Origin of the sequence: Dysgonomonas hofstadii (assembly GCF_014196915.1) — a bacterium.
In the GTDB taxonomy this organism is placed as follows: Bacteria; Bacteroidota; Bacteroidia; order Bacteroidales; family Dysgonomonadaceae; genus Dysgonomonas; species Dysgonomonas hofstadii.
The window spans coordinates 1-22,987 of record NZ_JACIEP010000002.1 but is presented as its reverse complement, the minus strand read 5'-3'; the positions used below and the strand labels follow the sequence as shown (position 1 = coordinate 22,987).

At 40.3% G+C, this 22,987-nt stretch carries 14 protein-coding genes and 1 riboswitch; of the genes, 2 read left to right on the top strand and 12 right to left on the bottom strand.

Annotated features, from left to right (window positions below; translation table 11 throughout):
* Positions 1-17: 17 nt before the first annotated feature.
* The 4 genes from GGR21_RS02035 to GGR21_RS02020 form a co-directional block, all read right to left on the bottom strand.
* Positions 18-3,782, bottom strand: a complete 3,765-nt coding sequence (locus GGR21_RS02035; RefSeq protein ID WP_183305502.1) for a DUF3857 domain-containing protein — start codon at positions 3,780-3,782, stop codon at positions 18-20.
* A 234-nt stretch (positions 3,783-4,016) separates the two neighbouring features.
* Entirely contained in the window at positions 4,017-5,150 is a 1,134-nt protein-coding gene (locus tag GGR21_RS02030) for an ABC transporter substrate-binding protein (protein WP_183305501.1), read from the bottom strand.
* Positions 5,151-5,159: 9 nt separating this feature from the next.
* On the bottom strand, positions 5,160-6,236 hold the full coding sequence (locus GGR21_RS02025) for a DUF5074 domain-containing protein (protein ID WP_183305500.1): 1,077 nt from the start codon (positions 6,234-6,236) through the stop codon (positions 5,160-5,162).
* Positions 6,237-6,263: 27 nt separating this feature from the next.
* A complete protein-coding gene (locus tag GGR21_RS02020) occupies positions 6,264-8,264 on the bottom strand; it encodes a TonB-dependent receptor plug domain-containing protein (protein ID WP_183305499.1) in 2,001 nt (666 codons plus the stop codon).
* A 98-nt stretch (positions 8,265-8,362) separates the two neighbouring features.
* Positions 8,363-8,539, bottom strand: a riboswitch (cobalamin riboswitch).
* Between the two features lie 312 nt (positions 8,540-8,851).
* Here GGR21_RS02020 and GGR21_RS02015 point away from each other — a divergent pair.
* Both GGR21_RS02015 and GGR21_RS02010 read left to right on the top strand, forming a co-directional pair.
* Positions 8,852-9,655, top strand: a complete 804-nt coding sequence (locus tag GGR21_RS02015; protein ID WP_183305497.1) for a threonine/serine exporter family protein — start codon at positions 8,852-8,854, stop codon at positions 9,653-9,655.
* A 5-nt stretch (positions 9,656-9,660) separates the two neighbouring features.
* The gene (locus GGR21_RS02010) at positions 9,661-10,179 is read left to right on the top strand and encodes a threonine/serine exporter family protein (protein WP_183305495.1); all 519 of its coding nucleotides are present in this window, start codon (positions 9,661-9,663) and stop codon (positions 10,177-10,179) included.
* Positions 10,180-10,429: 250 nt separating this feature from the next.
* Here GGR21_RS02010 and GGR21_RS02005 read toward each other — a convergent pair whose 3' ends face one another.
* From GGR21_RS02005 to der, 8 genes are all read right to left on the bottom strand, one after another.
* A complete protein-coding gene (locus GGR21_RS02005) occupies positions 10,430-11,266 on the bottom strand; it encodes a metal ABC transporter permease (RefSeq protein ID WP_183305494.1) in 837 nt (278 codons plus the stop codon).
* 1 nt (position 11,267) lies between these two features.
* Positions 11,268-14,960: a methionine synthase gene (gene metH, locus GGR21_RS02000; RefSeq protein WP_183305492.1), complete on the bottom strand. Its 3,693-nt coding sequence runs from the start codon at positions 14,958-14,960 to the stop codon at positions 11,268-11,270.
* Between the two features lie 4 nt (positions 14,961-14,964).
* Positions 14,965-16,350 carry a DUF3329 domain-containing protein gene (locus GGR21_RS01995; RefSeq protein ID WP_183305491.1) on the bottom strand — a complete coding sequence of 462 codons (1,386 nt, stop codon included), beginning with the start codon at positions 16,348-16,350 and terminating at the stop codon, positions 14,965-14,967.
* Positions 16,351-16,356: 6 nt separating this feature from the next.
* The gene (locus GGR21_RS01990; RefSeq protein ID WP_183305490.1) at positions 16,357-17,745 is read right to left on the bottom strand and encodes a DUF3329 domain-containing protein; all 1,389 of its coding nucleotides are present in this window, start codon (positions 17,743-17,745) and stop codon (positions 16,357-16,359) included.
* A complete protein-coding gene (locus GGR21_RS01985) occupies positions 17,742-19,139 on the bottom strand; it encodes a DUF3329 domain-containing protein (RefSeq protein WP_183305489.1) in 1,398 nt (465 codons plus the stop codon). Before GGR21_RS01985 ends, GGR21_RS01990 begins: the two co-directional genes overlap by 4 nt.
* Positions 19,136-20,539 carry a DUF3329 domain-containing protein gene (locus GGR21_RS01980; RefSeq protein WP_183305487.1) on the bottom strand — a complete coding sequence of 468 codons (1,404 nt, stop codon included), beginning with the start codon at positions 20,537-20,539 and terminating at the stop codon, positions 19,136-19,138. The genes GGR21_RS01985 and GGR21_RS01980 overlap by 4 nt, the downstream gene beginning before the upstream one ends.
* A gap of 2 nt (positions 20,540-20,541) precedes the next feature.
* Positions 20,542-20,997 (bottom strand): SsrA-binding protein SmpB, encoded by a 456-nt coding sequence (gene smpB / locus GGR21_RS01975; protein ID WP_183305486.1) that lies wholly within the window; start codon positions 20,995-20,997, stop codon positions 20,542-20,544.
* Between the two features lie 148 nt (positions 20,998-21,145).
* Positions 21,146-22,459: a ribosome biogenesis GTPase Der gene (der, locus tag GGR21_RS01970; RefSeq protein ID WP_183305485.1), complete on the bottom strand. Its 1,314-nt coding sequence runs from the start codon at positions 22,457-22,459 to the stop codon at positions 21,146-21,148.
* Positions 22,460-22,987 lie beyond the last annotated feature (528 nt).

The following is a 22,987-nucleotide window of genomic DNA, read 5'->3' as shown; positions in this document are numbered from 1 at the left end:
TGTTTTGTTATATTGTGTTAGTTTACAGCATATTGTTTATTGTCGTATTCGCTGACGGAGTGCATGAAGTCTTTGAATGCGCTGTATTCTTCTATTGATACTTTCTCGGTCTTACGTTTCATTGTACGGCGCACTTTTACTTTACCCGGTGTTTGTGCGTCATATTTCAGGTCATAAGAAGCGTTGGCGCATTCCAGATGAACATCTTTAGGAATTTCTACCATCTTCCTTCCTTCAGGTAGCACAATGGTATATTCTTCTTCGTTGAAATCTTCCATCATATATATCCATAGTTCGAATGGAGTCTTACGGTTTTCAACAGAGAATTCTTCCTGCGAACTGATACCGTCGGACCATCTGATCTTGAATATCTTCATTCCTGCTATTTCCTGGATAATGTTCTTGGCTTCTATATCATAGGAATATACTGCGGTTTCGGACAGGCTGGTCAGATCATCGAAAACGAGGTTCGTTACTTTCACCGGAGTGGTATAATCTGCGGCTATTATCTGAGAAAACTCTTTCAATCTGTCTTCCTGTCCCAGGTCTGCATACATCTGGCGAAGATAGGATGCAAATGAACCTGTGCGTGTTGCTTTCGTCGATGTCTGCATATCATTGTTGACCATATTGAGGCTTGTTTCCCTTGACATGGAATTTGGAGTGCGGAAAGGCATATCCATTTTCAGGATAGTACTGCCCACACCTTTTTCATCTCCATAAGGAATCGGGAGAATCCATGAGTGCAGGTCGACCTCAAGGGCTGATCCGAATGCCAGTCTGTTGTCAGTCAGTTCCACATAATATGTTTTCCCGTCGACAACAAGTTGAGCGATACAATGGTTGAAGTTATTAGCCGGCAGCAGAATCATGTTCTCACCGTTATCGCGGGAAATAAGGAGTACCAGGTTTGCCTGTATCCCCGATTTGCGGCACATGGCGACAAACAGTGTCGACATATCCTTGCAATCGCCTAGGCGGGTTGATATCGTGCGCGAAGCCATTTGCGGGATATAGTTGTTTTGCATGAACGGAACATTGGAGTAAGTGATATTCTTCATGATATAATCATAGAACAATTCCGCTTTTTCCAACTGGCCTGCATTTTCTTTCCCTTTCAGTATATCCGCCATGGTCTCCTTTAGCAGATAATCGTCCTTGAATTTATTGGTAGTAAGGTCTTTGTACCAGTTGCTGACGAATGTCCAGTCGGGTACACTGCTTACTGTCAGCGTAGGAGCGATATCTATAAGAGGACTCATGTATGGTTCCGATTTGATCGATTCCTGATTGCTGAGAACCCAATGATATAATTTCATTCCATCTACATCAGATATTTTAGGATCGATCTTTCCGTTGGTCACTATATAATTGATCTTTTTATCTTTAGGTGCCAGTATCGAGTAACTGGTTACTACAGTAGGTACATAATACTTAAAGTTAGTCTGGTCGAAAATATGTTTCGACAAAACATCTGTAGCCATATCCTTGATCCTGTATTCGAGGTAAAGGACATCATTTACTTCCAGATTGGTGAATACGATGTGGCTGTTTCCATTGGTTTCAGCTTTTACCTTTTGTCCGTTAGCCTTTATAATCTCCGATTTATCGAGGGTAAGGTTCTGGCTGCCATAATATGGAATCTGATACTCTTTCCACGTCTCAATACCCGATTGATTGAGAATTTTTACTGCCAGCTCACACAAATATTCTGTTGCTCCTTCCGGATAGAATATCATTTTGGTTTCGTTGAGCAGTACGACAGAGTGGTCGTTTGGATATTCTGTTACTGTCGGAGCATTCGATATCAGGCTGTCAATATTATATTTAGGAAAGAGGTCGTTTATCTCTTTCTTATTTTCCAGCTGAGCCAGTTGGGTGCGGGAACTGAACAGGGATGGGTCGTATGTTATCGATTGTTTATAGTTCTCAATAGCCTTTTTCTCGTCTTTCATCGCTTTGTAAATATCTGCTTTCAGTACATATACTCCGGGCAGATATGGAGAAAGCTTATGGAGGCGTTCGGCTGCGTCAAGAGCTTCCTGATAGCGTTGCATCTTATACAGGGTACTGGCATAATTGTAGAGGTATCCTGTTGCATAAGGCATTTTATCGATTCTGTCAGCTAGTATTTTAAGTCCTTTTTCAGTATCTCCGTCTTTTATATATCTGTTTGAAAGGGTTTCCAATGCGGCCGCACTGAAGTATTTTGAACAATAGTCCTCGACGATGGCGGTTGCGGCCTTACTGTTTTTCAACGTATATTCCTCGATGGAAAACATGGTATTCATCAAATCGTAGCGATAAGGATATTTCTCGTAATTAGCTTTGGATATTGCAATAACTGTTTCCTGGTCTCCCTGTTGAGCTGCCAGCCACGAATCGATGGCACGGGTGGTGATACTTTCTCCGTAGAGGTCTTTCATTTTCTGATTGATATTTTTTACTTCAGTCAGTTTTTTCGAACTGATAGCCTCTCCTGCCAGGATATCGAGGGCATAGAAAGAATCAGGGTCTCCTTTTTTTATACTTTCTATCTCTTTGGTGTAATACGTGTTATTATTGGCCCGGGCATATGCTTCGGCAAGGCGGTGCTGCACCAATGAAGACATAGGAGCTATATTTTGAAGCCTGCGTAATATTCCTATCGCTTCGTCAGCCTTATCGTTGCGAAGATATGTCTCTCCCAGAATCAGGTAATTGACAGGATTTTCAGGATCTTCTTTTACTTTGTTCTCAAAATATTCTTCGGCAAACATCGGTAGCAGACTGTTTGTATCCTTTGCTGCTGATTTGGTATATTTGGTATATTCAGATTTGTGAGTTAGGCCTTCAACTGGGTTTCCATTGGTATCGGTGATACGCATAAGAAAATTAGCTGCGTTTATATAGCTTTGGCCTATCTGTATGAGAATGCGGTTTGCCCCTTTATTCAGCTTTATCTTATATGCATATATATCCAGGTCGCAATTGCGCTCATCGGCAACAGAAGATATCTGGGCGTCATTTACCCATATTTTTAATGATCCTGAGGTTCCGGTTCGCAGATATACTTCCTGGCTGACAGGGCTGTCTACGAATGTCTGGGCATATACTATTATGCTGTTCAGTACAAAGTAATAATCGAAATAGAACCATCCGTCCGGCTTATTAGAACTTGGGGTGTACCAGTTAACAGAAGCCCCGATCTGATTGGTGAATTTGTCGTTAGTCTGGCTTTTTGCCAATGCACCCCAATCTTTGTCGAACCCGCTACCCGAAATATTATTGAATGTACCCAGTACCTGCCAGTTTTTCAAAGAACCTGCTTTGTCGAACAGTATATTGGCCTTTTCAAAATCGTTACAACCCATATAGTGTTTTCCCAGTGAAATATATATCATCGCTTTCAGTGTCCCGTGTATTGGAGTATCGGCCAGTTTTTCGAGCAGGGCGAGTTTGTTCTTCTCTAAAACTTCGCTTCCGCTGAATGCAAATGGTAAAGAATACATCCCGTACAGATACGGCGCCGGATCGGAGGACGAATCGTAGAATCCTTCCAGTTTTGTAAAAGCGTCTTCCAATCTGGATTCGCTCCAGTCTAACAGGCTAAGACTGAGGTATGCGTCGGCTTTTACGGATTCATCGTTCAGGGCTGATGTAAACAGTTTGCGGGCTTCCGTGCGGTTGTTTTTATAAAATTCATCCCATCCTTTTTTATAGTCATCTTTGTCTGAAGCAAAGCAAAGGGACGGGCAGATAATCAGTATTGAAAGTAAAGCTGATAACAAGTTCTTTTTCATGGAATTATAGTGTTTATGATTGATCCTCTTGTTTTATAATAGTTTTTATGAGATTGCCTCTATATACAAAGATGCATATTGTTCCCGATTTCCACAATTATAGATGATGTTTTTTCAACTTTTTAGATTAAGAGCCTGTTTAAATTTTAGCAAAAATTTTCATACAGGCTCTAAGTAAATCCTGAAAAAAGAAAAAGACCTTGATAATTGGTATCAAAGTCTTTCAGGTATTTATTATTCACCGATCTTTTTATAGTATTTCAGTTTGTAATCGGGTAGCGATTCCGGATGAAATATTTTAATAAAATCTTTCAGTATATAATCGGGGTGTATGGCCAGATCCTCATAAAAAGGCGAGTAGGTTGTATTACAACCATATATGTTCTTTTCTTTGAATGCTTTAAAATAAGAATATTGTTTGTATTCCTTTTTTAGGCTTTCGTAAGTCATATCCTGCGGTGTAAAGTACCTGATAAGCCAAACATCTCCTTCTCCGGCCTTGTCCAGTACAGCTTCGAACGACAGAGGCAGGAATGTGGTCGAATTATCCTCGGCCCATATATATGCACCTCCTGCATCAGTCAGCATATTAGCCATATAACTTTTGCCTCCCGGCATATTCCAGTTGCTCTGATATTTGGTATCAGTAAATACAGTTGGTTTATTTGCTGCTGATGTAGCTATATCTTTAAGTTTATTGTAATTGCTTACTGTAATGTTGAAGAGAGAATCAGCCAATTCTTCTTTTCCTATAAAGAGAGAGTAGAAGCGTATCCATTCAGCACGTCCTAACGGATTGGATTCTGTATAATCCGGTATCTCGATCACAGGAATCTTTGTTTTTTCGATATTTCCGTATGTCTGCCCTACGATGGGGGATGCCAGTATGGCTTCGGGAGAAAGCATAATAAGTTTTTCGATATCGGGCTTACTGGCTTCACCTAAATTAACGATGCTTCCATTCTGCACTCCGGCTTTTATTGTTTCCTGCTTTACATATTGCGGTTCAAACACTCCTTTGACTATGTCCGGAGACTCCAACTCATCCAGAGTGGAGCACTGGAGTGTATTGTAAACGGCCATACTTTTTACAGGAACTTTAACAAGTGTTCCTTGCGGAATACCGGCAGGAATATCTTTGTCCCTGTCAACAAGGATATATTTTTGCAGAAGCTTTGTAGTATCCCAGGGATTGACTACTGAAACTTCTGTGAAATCAGCATATTTCTTAACCTGAAATCCTTTTGCATAGTGTATCTCATATGGCTTCACAGATAGCGGTTCCTGACTTGCGGGCTGTTTTTGGTTACAGCCCGTAAGCAGAAAAATAAGTGAGTATGAAATGATAGTGATATTCAGTAGTTTCATTATCTATTGCTATTTTATTTCACTTAGGAAATATGCTCCCATTGGATAATAGCCTCCGGTATTGAATTTTGTGATTAATTTGCCGTCAGGAGAGAAAATAAGCATTTGATGTTTTCTGCCATAGACTGCTGTTCCAACATATATATTACCTGTAACCGGATCTATGTTCAGGGAATTACCGGTTTCGATAACAGTTCCGTCGGTAACGAAAGAACCCGAGAATGTATTGCCGGTTGTATCGTAACTAATTATATTACTGGTGTTCGCATCATAATCCAAACTCATTATCAGCAGTTTGTCGCCATTCATAAGTATGTATGATCCTATACCGTCATCTCCTATTTTCGTAATGGCGTGTGTAGTAGCGTTTATTTTGTATAAGGCGGAAGATGTTCCCATATGTATATCCCAGCAGAGTACATATATATTGCCACTCTTATCTGTTTGTATTGCTACCGGATTATATGTAGGTAATTCTATTTTGGAGGTTTCAGAAAAAGTATTCAGGTTAACAACTGAAACCGTATTATCATAATATTGCCCCGAATTAGCGACAAACAGGTTATTCCCCGAAATTGCCATTTGCTCAGGGTATGCGCCTACTTTTACTTTATCGTAACTGTATGTTGTTGTATCCATTCGCAAAACATAGCCGGTTTGAGTAGATATGTATATTTTCCCTTCATAAGTAAGAATACAACGAGGCTCCATTGGCATTTCATCGTTCAAAGGAGTGATTGTGCCATTAGTCACTAGCCTGGCTTTTTTGTCTGTTACATATATTTTGTTGGAAGTTGTCACAGCAATATACATCTTACTTCCGTAAATGGCCATGTCATTCGCCAGTTCACCCAATATAAGGGGTTTATTAACATTGGCAAATACATTTTCTGTAACAGTATTGTTTTCTACATCGTAATATGTGAGACTGGCATCATTCCCCTTATAGTTTCCACTGTTTAGTATGTATACTCCTGTCGTTTTCACTTCGGGCTCCGTCCAGTCCGGGTCATCGTCAGAATCACATGAAAAAAAAGAAATTGCCGAAATTCCGATTAAAATGGTTCTTAAAAAATACTTCTTCATTTTTATAAATAATTTGATTTTACTTTATTAAAACTTTATCCCTGCCGAAATCTTGAAAGATCTTCCGGGCATAGGATAGAATTTGATTATATCGTAATTGTTATTCCAGATATTCAGTATGTTGCCCTGCAAATACAATTCGTTGTTTTTGATTTTGAAGGCGCGGTATAATGATATACTATGGTCGGTATATGCGTCCAGTGCATTTGATTTCTCGTTGATAGGCAGGGAGTAACGTTTACTTGCGGCTACCATCGAATAAGAGAAAATTATCCACGGATTATCGAAAGATAAGGATGCAGAACCCGAATGCTGTGGAGTATACACCAATTGATGTTTATAAGTATCGTTGCTCTTGTCGGTAACATCCAGCGCTTTCATGTAACTGTATGCTAATGACAGGTTGAGGCTCATTTTACTATTGATAGCATAATTACTTACAGCTCGCAGGTCTATTCCTTTAATATCCACTTTCCCCATATTGAAGGCTGTGGCTATAAATGTTTTGGGTATGATCACAATCTTATCATCCACGTTATTGTAGTAAGCATCAGCGGATAAGCTTATATAATTGAAAGCCGTATTTGGAATTGCACCTACCCATGTGAGTCCAAGATTGAATTGCCGGGCAGATTCCGGATTAAGTTTTTTGTCTACCGGGGTGTAATATAGTTCTGTGAAAGACGGTACACGGTATGTCTGTTTATATGATGCTCTTATCCTTAAATTGGTAGCGTCAATGGGTTTATATGACAATCCTAATGAAGGAGACAATTTTTTATATGTAGTGTTTTTACTGTTGTTTTTCGTTTTTTCGGAGATGTAAGTTGCCAAAATACTTGATGTCACGATGAGGCGTTTATGCTTATATTGAAAAGCTAATGCGGATAATGAATTATAACGTTCGGGGTAAGGGAGTGCCTCCGCTAGTTGTATTTCATTTTTTAATTTGTTGTAAAATAAATCTTCGGCAAAGGAGAATGATATTTTGTCATTCAGCAGATATTGCAATGCGTTTGATAAGTATAACTCCTGTTCTTTGTAAATATTTCTCAGGGTATTATTGGGATATTGGCTGTATTTATCATGTTTATCTTCGTATTTTGTATAAACATAATCATATTTTATTTGCGACTTGAGCTTAAATTTATTCCCTAAGTTATTGATATAGGCAAGTTGAGAGAAGAAATTTTTATCCCATAACCGTTCTGCGGCATAATCATTTCCATAAGTCACATTCCCGGGTAATCCACGTTCAGAATCGAAATAATATACTTTAGCATTTAGTTTCCCCGATTTGCCAAAGTCGCTGAACAGGTTAAGCTCTGTCCGCCATATATCCACATCACTGTTATTCCGCTTTTTCTTTTCTCCTGTCGTGTAGTCTTTGAACGGATAATTCCCGTCAGCGCGCTGCCAGCTTCCGTTGGCAGAGACTACAAATGTCTCGTTCAGTTTCTGTGCATAATCCAGCATCGGGTTGAATAGTCCGAATGAACCCGCAGTTATGCTTGCGTGACCTGTGAAGTTACGCTCAATAAATTCCGGTGTTATAGTTTGCAGATTCAAAACGCCCGATGATGCGAAGGATTTTGCTGTTTGTAATATTTCGTCCGATTGTCCTATGTTGAGCGAGACCATCGATATATTGTCGAGAGAAAAACGTCCTAAGTCTACTTGCCCCGATTGTACATTGCTGACCATTACTCCGTCGTAGCTGATAGCTGTGTGCTCCGCCCCCATCCCCCGTATGGCAATGGTTTTCAGTCCACCTATGCCTCCATAATCTTTCAGAACAATGCCATTAAAACGACGCACGGCATCGGCTACCGATTGTATACCTTGTTGTAAAAGCTCGTCATTGGTAATGACCTGAAGCGGACTGGTTGATAATGAGTTTAGAGGTTTGTTATGAACTGATATTTCTATTTCCCGTAGTTTTTGGTCGGGTATACTATCTTTTATCTGTGCCTGTAAAGTACATACAATAGAAAAAAATAAGACAGAAAAGATTGAAACTCTTACCACGGCTAAAGCAGTCTTAGATTAATAAATAGCTTCCGGTAAGAACAAAGAAAAGAAATGTATCTTTAAAATGTTTCTTAAGCCTTATTCCTCGAAAGCTTTTAAGAAAAATCCACTTTGCAGGTCTTCTGACTTGCTCCATTTTCATACAGCCTTCCCATTCAATATAGTGGCTATAGTTGTATGAAACTTTGCGGAGCTTACAGCAGCGGGTCTGTTCAGGATTTACACCTGATTCCCTTTTAATCCTATAAGGAACAAAGCTGTGCAAAGGTAAGAAATAGTTATGAGTTAAGCGAATGAGAAATAAAAAAGTTTATCTGTAGGATACTAATGTGCCGATTGGCTAATATGCCGATGTGCCAATAGTAAAAAGATCTTTGAAAATCTGTAAGGAATGTAAGGTTTTAGTTAAAAATATAGGGGTTAACAAACTAACAATTATAGGCTAAATAAAATGTCAAGTTTGTAATGTTTTAGTTAAAATGTGGCTGAGGAGAAAAAACAATGCATCAGTATAGTTGTTTGTAATAAGGGAATAGACAAAAATTTCTTAATATCTTTGCATCAAAATTACATTGCATACGAATATGCCGGAACTTATAACAGATAAGACTAAAAAAGAAAAGATACCTGCGCAACGGTTTGCCGACCTGGTACTCGATATTGGCACATACCTGCTTGCTTCGGGTGCTCATTGTGGACGTCTGAACAGTAATTTGGGCAGGCTTGCTTCTACCTGGGGGTTTGAAATGAATATGAGCCCTACTTTCAAAGGTTTGCTGGTAACGGTAAAGGATAAGAACGATTCATCTAATTCAGTAACCTGTTATAAAGAATCTCCAGCTCATTCGGTCCATCTGGCTGTGTTGACAGAGGTGTCGCATTTGTCTTGGAAGGTTCAGGAAGAAGAGTTATCTATAGATGAAACAGAAAAGGAGTTTACCAGGATAAAGAATAAACCGAATTATAAAGATTTTCCTGTTGCCATAGCGGTCGGGTTTTCGTGTGCCGGACTGTGCCTGTTTTCTTTGGGAGATACGATGAATGCGGTCGTTGCATTTTTTGCAGCTTTTGTCGGTTATCTGATAAAATGCTTTTTTTCGGGTAAGAAATTCAACCCGATGATATGCATTTCCATTGCCGCCTTTGTTACTACTCTGATCACGGCTCTAGGACGAATATATGGTATAGGATCGCACCCTGAGGCAGCGATGGCGACAGCTGTTTTGTACCTGATACCGGGAGTTCCGTTGATTAATTGTGTGATAGACCTGATAGAAGGTTATCTGTCTTCGGCTATGAACAGGGCATTGTTCGGCGGATTTATATTGTTGTGTATTGCAGCGGGTATGACATTGTGTATCACTTTTTTAGGTATCGGTAACTTTTAGATAATATGGAAGAACTGACAATATTAAATATTCTGCGCGATTTTGGTATCGCTTTTATAGTGGGATTTTGCTGGGCTATTTTGTTCGGATCACCCAAAAGATTGCTATGGGTGGCCGGGTTGCTTGGTGGGATGGGGCATTGTATACGTTTTATATTAGTACAGCTTGATTTCGGATTAATCACGGCTACGCTGGCCGGTTCTGTATTTATCGGGTTTGTGGGTATATTTGCCGCCCATAGGGTGGACAGCCCTCCGGTAGTATTTACGATGCCTGCCTGTATTACCATGATCCCGGGTATGTTTGCTTACCGGACAATGATAGGGGGAATAAAATCTACCGATCTGGCAACGATAGAGCAGAATCCGCATATCCTGATAGATACGGCACATAACCTGATGCTGACTATGTCGTTGTTGTTCACTTTGGCAATAGGTATATGTATCGGAGCGTTGTTGTTCAGGAAGCAGAGCGTGAAACATATTTCGTTTAAGGATGTCATAGGAAAAGGTAAGATGCAGTGACAGGGGGAATGAGGTTCACTATTACAGTCTTGGATAAAACAAGCGGGGATTATTTATGCAAATAGATAGTTGGACCTGCATTTTATTTCAGATACTTTATCTATAGTATATCAATGTGCTGATTATATAATATGCCGATGTGCTGATGATAATTTGAAAAATGAACAAATTGGAAAATAATAAAATATGTAATTTTTGTCAGGTTTTAGTTAACTGATGACTATTTACTATAAAGTTTTGCTGATTCGCATTATTCGGCCATTTTCTTTAAATCGTGTTTATAAGTTAAACGGACTATTGATCTTGCAACGAGGAATACCACGATCTGAGTAAAGATGATGAATACTCCCGATGGCACATCCAGTATGGCTGACAGAAAAAGGCCGGCAATACATCCGACGAAGCCAATGAGCACTGACAGTAATATCATCTTTACAAAATTGGAAGTAAACAAATTAGCTGTCATTTGCGGAACGGTGAGGATAGACATGAGCAGGACGATGCCAACCAGGCGTATAGAAAGGACAATGGTAATAGCGATGGCCATCATCATGGCATACTTGATGAAATTGACAGGCAGGTTACGGGTCTTGGCAAAGTCGGGATCGAAAGCAGCGAAGAGTATATGCTGCCCGAATAGCAGGAATACTGCGATCAGTACAAGGGAAAGGATAGCTAAAGATATGATATCCGTCTGGGTTATTGTAAGGATATTTCCGAACAGATAGTCGGAAAGGTTAGGTGCAAAGCCGGGTTTGAGGTATATAAAGATAATACCCACAGCCATACCCAACGACCAGAATGACCCTATCGCTGAATCTTCGCGTACTCCCTGACGGGACGAAAGCCATTCGATACCGAATGCGGATAATATGGAAAAGACCATTGCCGCCAGAATAGGGTTCCACCCGAAGTAGAATCCCATTCCTATCCCGCCAAGCGAGGCATGAGTGATGCCGCCACTGATGAAGACCAGCCGGCGCACAACGACATACGAACCAATAATTCCACAGGCTATACTGGCCAAAAGACTGCCCAGCAAGGCATTCTGAAAAAAGGAGTATGATAAGAGATCGAAAAATTCCATATTATACTAAATTAGCCCCTAAGAATTTACGGATTAGCTGGGCATCTTCGCCGCGTCTTTCAATATATGCCTCCAACTGATCGTCGAGGATATTGCCTATATTGAAATATTTGGATTTGGGATGCGAGATAATGATACCGCTCACCGAAGCGTTCGGGAGCATCACCCCGTTCTCGGTAAGTTCCACACCAATCTCCTTTGATTGAAGAAGGTTATCATTCAGCAGGAAGTTAATGGATTGATCGGGAATAGACGGATAACCCACTGCCGGGCGGATGCCCTGATATTTTAAGGCGAACATCTCATTAACCGATATATTTTCATCCGGTGCAAAGCCCCAGTATTCTTTCCTGATCTTGGCATGAAGCCACTCGGTAGTCGCTTCCGCCAGTCGGTCTAATACGGACTTTAACAAGAGGACTTTGTATTCATCGCCTTGCCGTTCGTATTCACTCATCAGTTCGTTAGCTCCTATTCCAGCTGTAACGGTGAATCCGCCTACAAAGTCTTTCATCCCGGAAGTTTTGGGTGCAACGAAATCACAAAGCGAGAGATATTCCCCTTTCTCGTTCTTCTTTTGTTGGCGAAGCATCGGAAAACAAATGTCGTTGATGAAGATACATTCATTATCGGAATAGGCTTCGAATATACCGAACACAGCATTGATATATTCAGCCTTATTAAAGACTAATTGGTCTAAGAGTTCTTTGGCATCTTTATATAACTGCATTCCTTCAGTGGCCTTTTCCCTTTCCTGTTCTGGAAAAGAATTCAGCCATTGCTGCCTGCATGATGGGCAATCATCTATATGTTGTACAGAAGCATAACGGGCAGAAAGATTCCACGAATGGAAAAAGAATTTCCAGTCGATATAAGGGATAATCTTTTCGATAGGAATATGTTTCAACATCTGCCGTCCTTCTACTTTAGGGGTTGGCGTGATATATTCAGACCAATCAGCTTTCATGCCCTTACCCAAAACTTCAGACAGAGGAAGGAGGCCTTCCTTTTTATCTACGGCGTTATCTCTGAGTGAAGAGTATTCGTCTTTTATCTCTTTGATATAGCTGTTTTTGGTGGTAGGATTGATCAACTTGCTTACAGCAGCCGGAGCCTGTGAAGCATCCTTTACATATACCACCGAACCATTATTGTATTTAGGATCAATCTTAATCGCCGTATGAAGTTTTGAGGTAGTAGCCCCACCAATCATCAAAGGAATTGAGAATCCGGCCTTTTCCATTTCGTGTGCAACGATACTCATTTCCTCAAGAGAGGGGGTAATTAACCCGCTAAGGCAAAGGATGTCCGGTTGTTCTTCTTTTACCTTTTGTATAATTACTTCCGGTGGAGTCATCACACCAAGGTCGATCACTTCGTAGTTGTTGCAAGCCAGAATAATGGAAACGATGTTTTTACCAATGTCATGCACATCTCCTTTAACGGTAGCTATGACCAGTTTGCCTGCTTTATTGTTTCCCGACGAAGATGCTTTTTGAGCTTCCAGTGTAGGTTGAAGTATAGCCACAGCACGTTTCATGGTGCGGGCAGTCTTGACAACCTGAGGCAGGAACATCTTACCCGAACCGAATAAGTCGCCAACCTTATTCATTCCATCCATCAATGGCTTGTCGATAATATCCACCGCTTTGGGATAGACTTTTAAAGCTTCGGCCAGATCTTCTTCGAGATAATCACTGATCCCTTTTATCAAGGCATATTGGATACGTTCGTCAAGTGGATAAGAGCGCCATTCCTCTACTTTTTGCTCGGTTTGGCCTGTGTTTTCATTTTTAACCTTTTCTGCGTATTCGATCAGTTCGTCAGTAGCTTCCGGCCTGCGATTGAAGATAACATCTTCAACAAGGTTTCTTAAATCCGAAGGGATATCATCATACACTACTGATTGTCCCGGATTAACAATTCCCATATCCATTCCCCGTTGTATGGCATAATAGAGGAATACGGCGTGCATCGCTTCACGTACATAATCATTTCCACGGAAAGAAAATGAGAGGTTGCTGACTCCTCCGCTTATCTTTGCATGCGGAAGATTCTTCTTGATCCATGTAATGGTCTCAAGGAAATCAACGGCATAGTTACGATGCTCTTCAATTCCTGTCGCTATCGCAAGTATATTAGGGTCGAATATAATATCCAGCGGATTGAATCCGTCATTGATCAATAACTTGTATGCCCGTTCACAGATCTCTATCCTACGGGAATATGTATCCGCCTGGCCTGTTTCGTCAAATGCCATAATAATAACAGCCGCTCCATATTGGCGGACCAGGCGTGCCTGATGCAGGAATTCTTCTTCACCGCCTTTCAATGAAATAGAGTTGACAATAGGCTTTCCCTGCACACACTTCAGCCCTGCCTCGAGCACTTCCCATTTCGAAGAATCTATCATCACAGGTATTCGAGACACGTCGGGGTCTGACGCCATCAGGTTGAGGAAAGTAGTCATTTCTTTCACACCATCGAGGAGACCTTCATCCATATTCACATCGAGCACCTGCGCCCCATCTTCTACTTGCTTGTGAGCAATAGTAAGCGCTTCTTCATATTTCTGCTCTTTAATAAGTCGCAAGAATTTACGAGACCCAGCTACATTGAGTCGTTCGCCTATATTTATAAAGTTGATCTCTGGTTTGGCTTCCAATAACTCCAGGCCTGAAAGCCACATGTATTTTGGCTTTTCGGCAGGTTTATGGGGAATAGCATTTTTTACCAGTTCCGAATACCGGGCAATATGTTCAGGGGTTGTGCCACAGCAACCACCCAAAATATTAACCAGGCCTTCATCAATATATTCTTTGATCTGGCCTGCCATTATCTCCGGTGTTTCGTCATATTCCCCGAATTGGTTTGGTAGTCCTGCATTCGGATAGGCAGATATAAAAGAAGGAGCCAAGCGGCCTAGTTCTTTTAAGAAAGGTTTCATATCTTTTGCCCCAAAAGAACAGTTGAGCCCGACCGACAAGAAGTCTATGTGGCTGACCGATGCTAAGAATCCACCGATCGTTTGCCCCGATAATGTACGTCCTCCCTTATCTGATAAGGTGACAGAAATCATTATAGGAAGAGCTATATTTCTTTCTTTTCTGACTTCATCCGCAGCAAAGAGTGCGGCCTTTGCATTCAGGGTATCGAAGATCGTTTCTATCAATAGTAAATCCACACCTCCGTCAACTAAGCCTTCTATCTGTTCTTTATAGGCAAAGTAAAGGTCATCGAACGTAACTGCTCTGAAGATAGGGTTTTCTACTTTAGGGCTCATTGAGGCCGTCTTATTGGTTGGCCCTATCGACCCGGCTACAAAACGAGGCTTATCAGGATTTTGCTTTGTATAATCATCGGCTGCTTTCCGTGCCAGTTTAGCTGCAGCTATATTTATTTCTTTCACCAGACCGGACATATTATAGTCTTCCATCGAGATGGCGTTGGCATTGAAAGTATTGGTTTCAATGATATCTGTTCCCACTTCCAGATATTCGCGATGGATGGTTTCTATAACATCAGGACGAGTAAGGCAAAGGAGATCATTGTTGCCTTTCAGCAGGGTAGTTGAATCTTTGAATCGCTCACCACGAAAGTCTTCCTCCGTAAGCTTATATCGTTGTATCATGGTGCCCATAGCACCATCGAGGATAAGAATCCTGTCTTTTAGTATATTTTCTATCTTATGCATAAATCTATTTCTTCTCTACTTCTATTACCTTTACCGAATTTATACCATAATAGTTCTGATAAAGTATATTTACCCAAAAATGAGGGTCATCGGTACATTCGGTATACGAATATCGACTTCTTATTTTTAATCCATTTGTAAAAACAAAATCTGTTTGTCCCTTTTCCTTTCCTTCTTTTATTATCTGCTCTCTCTCTTTTAGCGTCTCGGATATAAGTCCAACGGTTTTATACTTAATACCATAATCAATACCGGATCCTATAATTGAAGCAAATAATATCAATAGTATAATAGCATGTGCCTTCACTGTCTGAAAACTCATATTAGCAAATATAATACCAATAGCAATGATTATAAATACTATTATGCCAAACAAGGCGCGGTTAGGAAATCCGGGAGATGCCAGCATGGAGATGAAGGCAACATGAGCAGAAACAAGGAATAGAACTGCAATGATAAAGGTTTTCTTTTTTTCCGAATCCCATTTTTGCTTCTTGTAGAAATGTATAAGTATCAAGCAAGGAAGGCAAAGAATAAATACACGTTTTAGGTATAGCCAAGACATAAAAGAAACTCTGGGCATCAAAACATCTAAAGAAAAAAGGCTCTCTCTTTGCAGATTTAGATTTATCATTGCAGATTCGTATCTTAGATAATTTCCTGGAGCCAGAAGCATAAAAAGAGATCCTATAATAACACCAACCAGTCCGAATACAGCCCATTTTGGTATATCCTTATCCTGCTTTCTCAATATTATAAATAAAGCTATTATGAAAAATATAAGCGCAATAGACATGTTTTCATTAGACCACCCGGCTATGACGCCAAAGAACAGGAATCCCAGCATTTTAATAATACCATCACGGGATTGCCCTTTTACATAGTAAGTATAGTAAGGATATACAAACAATAGTATGATCATTGTGCCCCATAAGTAGTTTGCACTACCTGTTATCCAAAACATTGTAGCGGCAAATCCCGGTTGAAGAAACCAAAACAAAACTGCTGTAATAATGAAAACAGTTATATTGGTTTTATTTGTATAATTAGAAATTCGGTACATAAGGAATAATAACCCGACCAGAACTATTGAGTTTAGCAGATCATGCCAGAAGGGGCCTATCCAGATTAATACTTGCGCAATGATGTGAACAACAGTTCGTCCTCCCCATTGCATATAGTGATTGTATTGAGATACTAAAATATCATTAAAACTGCTTACTCTTACAGGAGGGTTTTGACCGAAAATAAAAGTATACATCCAGTCGTCTATCATTAACGGGTATATCCTGTTGAACATATAAATAAAAACAAAGGTTATGATAAGAATAACGAGTAGAACTTTGTTACTCGATAACTTATTGTAAATACTGGTAATGAATCTTTCCATATATAGCTATTCTTTATTTATTGCTTTTACAGAGTGTATTCCGTGAAACTTTGCATATTCGCGGTTCATCCACGCCGTTGAATCAGACTGTAGGTCTTCAAATCCATATTTTTCGTGGAATCCGATTCGCCCTTCAAAGGTAATGTCTTTAATCCCTTTTGCCTTTTGTTCTTCAAGAATTATCTCACGTTGCCTGAATGTTTCCGATATCAGGTGTATCGAAGGGTATTTTCTGATAACATCGAAAGTATATAAACAGGCCAGAATTACAATGAACGTTATATTAACAACTGACTTCCATTTTGTGTTTATTTCTATTTCGGAATACAATATCCCGATTGCAATTGCCATATAAATCACCATTCCGAACATAGCTCTTAACGGGAAGGTTGTGGCGGCGATCATTATGAAGAATGATATATGTGCTGCTATGAAAAAGGATATGGAAGCCAATAGTTTCTTATTTATTCCTTCCTCTGTTTTATAGCCATATTTACGGTGAACAAGAAACATTGCCAGGTAGAGAATAACCAACGGAAGCATATATAACAGATAATTTTTAGAAAATATTCTGATTATCCGTTCTTTTATAATAGTTATAAAGGCTACGTCAACCATTTTTTCACTATGCTCGAACTCGAATTGCATTCTTATATAATTTCCTGGGGCTAATACCATAATGAGATACCCGACACACAAACCTATAAATCCGAAAATCATCCATCGGGGCAATTCCCTTTTTCTATATAGATAAATACCCAGAAAAAAGATCATTAATAGAATAGGGGGTACCGTATTTTCGTTTGTCCATCCGGCTATTATCCCGGTAATAAAGAAAATGACTGATTTAAACACAGTATCAGGATCATTCTCCCTTCCATTTAGAAAACGAGTATAATATGGATATAAAAAGAGCAAAAGAATAAATGTTCCCCAAAGATAATTGGCACTGCCTGTTATCCAGAACACATTGCTTGTAAGTTGAGGCACAAATACCCACGAAAAACAAATAACAAAAATGAATGCCCCTATATTAGTTTCCCGTCCCTGATTGATAAGTCTATATATGAAGAATATAAATCCCAGATAGACCAGGCTGTTTATTGCATCACACAATAATGGATCGATAGATAACAGAAACTGATCGATAAAATGTACAACACTACGTCCTCCCCAAAGAAAATAGTGATTGTACTGCGAAATGAATATATCAGATAATCCGGAGATCGGTTTCAGGGAATGGTCGAAAAATGAATTTTCGAATATGAAACTATAGACCCAATCATCGGCAAATAGCGGGAACAATCTGTTAAAGATGAATATAACAGCAAATACTACCAGAGAGATAATCCCTAGTAATATCCTGCTTTTCAATATCTGCTGAAGTATATTCATTTCTCTGATCCTTTCCTTATTTCAATGGACTTTATTCCGTAATACTTTGCATAAGCATCTTCCCACAGATTATTCTCCAGATGGGGAATATCATATACCTTTTGGGTAAAGATAAATGTTTGCCTGGGTTCGAACCTGTCATACAGGATAAATTCTTCTATTCCTTTCTTCTTTTCCTCCAGTATATAAGTCTCCCGGAACTCGAATGTTTCACTAAGCCTGATCGTATCTTTTAAACTTAATGTATATGATACGAGAAAAAATATGATGAATGGAATCCAGACGACGTAATTAGATACTTTAATTAGCTTGTATTCAAAATTGAGGTTTGTATACAGCAAGGCCGTTGCTATTATGATCAGCACAATTATGCCGAACCATACCCTCTCCGGAAAGATCGGTGCTCCTGCCATTACCAGCATCGATATCATAGCCATGAAAAAGAATAATAAAGACAGGCGCAATACATTTCTCTTATTGTCCATTTCTCCCTTTTTCCAGAAAAGCAGTAACGAGAACAGGTATATAATCGTAGGCCAGATACCATATACTAAATAGGCCTTTATGACCGAAACCAAACGGTAAAAGTAATATGAATACGAAAAATGATCCGGAGTTATACCATGTATGGTTTCCAGTTCTATCTTATTACGGATAAAATTGCCCGGAGCTGCCAACATAAAAACAGCACCAATTACCACTCCTATAAATCCGGATATAACCCATTTCGGTATGGCCTTCCTTTCATATTTAAGGAGAAGGATATATATGAACAGGAAAGTTAGAAGTCCTGCGACCAGATTCTCATTTGTCCATCCGGCAAGAATACCACAAAAGATGAATAATATACATCGTCCAATGCTGTCTTTCTTTTTGTCAGGTTCTTTATATTTCAGGTAGTACATACAGTAGGGGACTGTTACCGATACCACCAGCATACATCCCCAAAGATAGTTGGCACTTCCTGTCAGCCATGCTATACATACCATAAGATCGGGTACGAAGAACCAGACTAGGATGCTGATGCCTGCATAAAGAAATGGATTGACCTTTCGTCTATAATCAGCAATAAGGTAGATCAATGTGACTAAAGTAACGTAAGCGAGGCTGTTGAGCAAACCGGCCCATTGTTCTCCTATATAAATAAATGATTGTGCAATTGTGTGTGCCACTGAACGTCCTCCCCAATGGAAGTAATGATAGTACTGGGACTCCAGCACATCAAGGAATCCGGCAACTCTGTCGGAATCGCGTCCGTACACGAATGCATATTTCCAGTCATCTGTATATAGAGGGAAGAAATAATTCAACGCATAAATGCCCGCGAATGTAAGGACAATCGCTATGCATAATAAAATACTCTTCTTTTTTCTGCTATCTTTAACTATCGTCATTCCAGCGTTTGCTTCTTTTCTTTAAAAACAACTGTATTCACACCGTAATACTTACCTACCCGTTTGTTCCATCCCGGATCAATCATCATCCAGTCCTGCAAATCGAGGACAATCAGCGCCGATTGCTTCTGATGGAAAAAATAGTCGGTTATAACAATATCCTGTATTCCCTCATCCTTTTCGGCCAGGATCATACTGTCTCTATTTCCGCACACCTGGCTGAATCGTTTCAGTTCTGTGTAGTTCTCTTTGCATGATATGATGTAAATGATCAGGATAATGGAGAAGGCTGAATAATTGACTATTTTGGGTATCAAAGCCGAAAAATCGAGGTTTGCATATAATATCATTGTGCCTGTCATAAGAAATAGAATAATACCGAACCATACTCTTTCGGGAAACATCGGAGACCCGGACATAGCTGCTGTGGCAATCCCTGCCGCGCATAGGAATAATACAGATAAGCATACTGCTTCTTTCTTATTCTTAGCATTCCCTTTCCACCAGTGCAATACCAGTAATAATACATATAGCATAAATGGAATAAGGATATATTGGTATGCCAGTCTGGTAACTGTGACAAAGCGATAAAAGTAAAACGACAGATCCGTCTCACGTCTTTGGTGTGCTACCCATAAGTCGTTACTGCTCCTTATTGCGTTTCCGGGTGACAAGAGCATTACGAGGCAACCCGTTATTGCTCCGGCTAATCCGAATAACATCCATTTGGGAATTGGTCTCTTTTGATATTTCAGCAGTAGAATAAATGCGATAAGAAAGAATACCAGTGCCAGCGCCATGTTCTCGTTTGTCCATCCTGCAATGATGCCAAAGAGGAACAATACCGGAGACTTCATCTTATTTTCTGAGGACTGAGGGCTTAGATAGTAGGATACATAAACATATATAAAGGCGAAAAGGATAAGTCCTCCCCACAGATAATTGGCACTACCTGTCTTCCACAATATATTCTGGGAAAATGAAGGTAAGGTAAACCAAAGGAAGATATTTATAAATACAAACAGGATCGGATTGGCTTTGTTCCCTTTGTTGGCAATGGAGTAGATGATATAAACCAAAGCCACATAAGCCAGCGTATTCAATATATCGGCCCACGATTTTCCAAGCCATAATAAGACCTGGGCTATACTATGCAGAATAACACGGCCGCCCCATTCAAAGTAATGTGCATACTGGCTTTGTATTATTGCCGAGAAGCTATCTATCTTTTGCCCGTCAACCATATTGAATGAGTAGAACCAGTCGTCGAGATAGATAGGGTAGAGGGTGTTAAGAAGATAGAAGAATATACCAGTCAAAGCCATGACAACCGACAAGACCAATACTGACGTATTATTCCTGATCCATCCGGCAGAAAAGTATTTCTTAAGCCCATTCATTCTTAATCTCCCTTCATCGCTCTGTCCATCGCCCGTTTGTCGTCTTTCTCACGAAGAGACTGGCGTTTGTCGTATTGCTTCTTGCCCCGGGCAACTGCAATATTCACTTTTGCAAGGCCTCGTTCATTCAGGAAGACTTTGGTAGGTACAATGGTATATCCGGTCTCTTTGACCAGACGCTCTATTTTTTTAAGCTCTTTCCTGTTCAATAGCAACTTACGGTCGCGGCGTGCGGCATGATTGTTATACGAACCGTAGAAATATTCGGCGATATACATATTACGAACCCACAGTTCGCCTTTCTCGAACATGCAGAATGTATCAACAAGACTGGCCTTGCCCAGACGGATCGATTTTATCTCTGTGCCTGTGAGTACGATGCCTGCCGTGTATGTTTCGATGAACTCGTAATCAAAGCTGGCACGCTTGTTCTTTATATTTATATTTGGTTGATCCACTATCTGTTTCTGTTATATTCCTCAAACTTACAAAGATAATAATTCTTGTTTCTTATAGTAGCATCTTTTCCTGAATAAGCAGCCCTACCTTAGAAAAAGAAAGTGGTTTTCGTCCTGAAAGCCACTCCTTGTTATATTCGGTTCTATCTTATTTCTCCCTGATAAATATATTTACCGGAGTACCCGATAAGTCCCAGTTGTCCCTTATCCGGTTTTCCAGGAAGCGTTTATATGGCTCTTTCACCCATTGCGGCAGATTGCAGAAAAACACAAACGATGGTATCTGCGTATTAGGTAATTGGGTAATATACTTGATCTTTACATATTTACCCTTGTTCGACGGAGGCGGGGTATGTTCTATTATCGGCAACAGTACCTCGTTCAGCTTGTGAGTCGGAATCTTTGTCTTACGCCGTTTATATACCTCCTTTGCCTCTTCCAGCACTTTCAGTATGCGTTGCTTGGTAAGGGCTGACCCGAAGATAATAGGGAAATCGGTAAAAGGAGCCAGACGGTTACGGATCGCGTTCTCAAACGTCTTGATTGCGATCAGCTCTTTATTCTCCACCAGATCCCATTTATTCACGCATACAACAAGGCCTTTACTGTTCTTCTGTATCAATGAGAATATATTCAGGTCCTGACTTTCTATCCCTTGTGTGGCATCCAGCATAAGAATACACACATCTGAGTTTTCTATCGCTTTGATGGAACGGATGACAGAGTAATATTCCAGATCCTCTACCACCTTGCCTTTCTTGCGTATCCCCGCAGTATCTACCAGATAGAAATCCATATTGAACCTGTCGAAGCGGGTATAGATCGAGTCGCGTGTGGTGCCGGCTATATTGGTCACAATGTTCCGTTCTTCGCCTATCAATGCATTCACAAAAGAAGATTTCCCGGCATTAGGGCGTCCCACGATAGCTATACGTGGGATCTCTTCCAAAGGTTCTTCTTCTCCCTTCTTCGTGAATTTCGAAACGATCAGGTCGAGAAGGTCACCTGTCCCTGAACCATTGATCGCCGATATATTAATCGGATCGCCCAGCCCCAAAGCATAAAATTCAGCCGATTGGGCATGCAGGTTAAAGTTATCAGCCTTGTTCGAAACAAGTATGATCGGCTTCTTTGAGCGGCGGAGCATATTGCCTACACTCGAATCGAGGTCGGTAAGGCCATTCTTTACGTCTACCATGAATAGGAGGACATCGGCCTCCTCAATGGCTATAGTTACCTGTTTGTTTATCTCGCTTTCGAAAATATCTTCTGAATTGACAACCCATCCTCCTGTATCTACAAGAGAGAATTCCTGGCCGCCCCATTCTACTTTTCCGTACTGGCGGTCGCGGGTTGTACCCGAGGTTTCGTCAACAATAGCTTGCCGGCTCTCGGTCAAACGGTTGAATAAGGTTGATTTGCCCACATTAGGCCTACCGACGATAGCTACTAAATTTCCCATAATTAATTATTGTATCTCTGATTTTGGTGCAAAGGTACGCATTTTTATTGGAATCATTAGTAAATAATATCAATCAGCAGGAGAACTTTAGTGTTAACAATCAGCAGTTAGCAGTTCATCCTTCCCGGCCTCCTCAGGAGGGAAAGGGTGTTAAGTCCTATTAATTGCCATGCCTTTTAAGGCGTGGAATAAAGTTAATGACCAAACGACTTTAGTCGAATTCGGAGGATAGGCAGAGTCAAATGTCTTTTGGCTAAAGCCATCTTCATTCCTCATTTTATCCTCCAGCTTTAGCTGGAGGCAATTAACTCCGCTGGACGTTGTTTCGTGGGAATCGACGGAGTCAATTGATATTTTAACAAAAAACTTACAAACCTTACAAAATCAAGCCCCTTCTGACCTGCCCGCAGGGGAGGAACTGTCTTTCCCCGCAGGGCAGGGCTGTTAAGTTCTGAAATTTATACCCTCTTTGTCATGTTGAACGGAGTGAAACATCTCTTGTAAGATAAGAGATCCTTCGTTTCACTC